General features: G+C 78.8%; 1 protein-coding gene. It reads right to left on the reverse strand.

Going from position 1 to position 699, the window contains the following annotated elements; genetic code table 11:
- Positions 1-699 (reverse strand): helix-hairpin-helix domain-containing protein (locus BGM09_RS37085; RefSeq protein ID WP_317453039.1); only part of this gene is annotated, 699 nt, incomplete at both ends.

The raw sequence follows: 699 nt of genomic DNA on the forward strand, positions 1-699 counted from the left end.
CCGCAGGCCCGCCGCGCGCGCCGCGGCCACCAGGGCGGTCGGCTCCTCGCGGGCCGTCTCGCCGCCGGAGTGCACGACCAGGCCGCTGCCCGCGGCGGCCCTGATCAGCTCCGCCGCCGACTTCGACGGCGCGGCGGCGGCGGCCTTCTCCCAGTCCGCGTCGTGGTCGCCCTCGAAGGACCGCAGCAGCCGCACGCAGCCGTCCGCCAGGCTCTCCTCCGCCAGCGCGTACCGGTCGAGGCCGATCAGCAGCGGTACGTCCGCCGCGCCGTCCTCGTCGTCCTCCTCGTTCGCGGCCTCCGAGGCCGTCGCGGGGTGCGCGGGGTGCGCGGGGTGTTCGGGGTGCTCGGGGAAGACGAGCACCTGGCCGTCCGCCACGGCGGAGGCCACGGCGGCTGCCGGGTCCGGTACGGCGCGGGCCGCCAGCTCCGTCTGTAGCTCCGCCGACCGCAGGGCCGTGTGCCCCTTCTCGGCGGCGCGCTCCAGCAGCCAGCCGACCAGCGCGTTCGCCCGCCGCTCGTCGTCCGGGCGACATCGCGCGCCGAGCAGGGCGCGGGCGAAGGCGTCCGCAGGGTCCACCCGCACGCCGGGCAGCCCGAGCACCAGCCACGGGTCCTCCCGCAGCGCCTCACCCGCCCGCTCCCCGAGCGCCCTGACCGCCGCCTCCGCCAACTCCCCTGGCGCGCCGCCCTCTTCCAG

It is taken from the genome of Streptomyces sp. CBMA29 (assembly GCF_014596445.1).
Classification (GTDB): domain Bacteria; phylum Actinomycetota; class Actinomycetes; order Streptomycetales; family Streptomycetaceae; genus Actinacidiphila.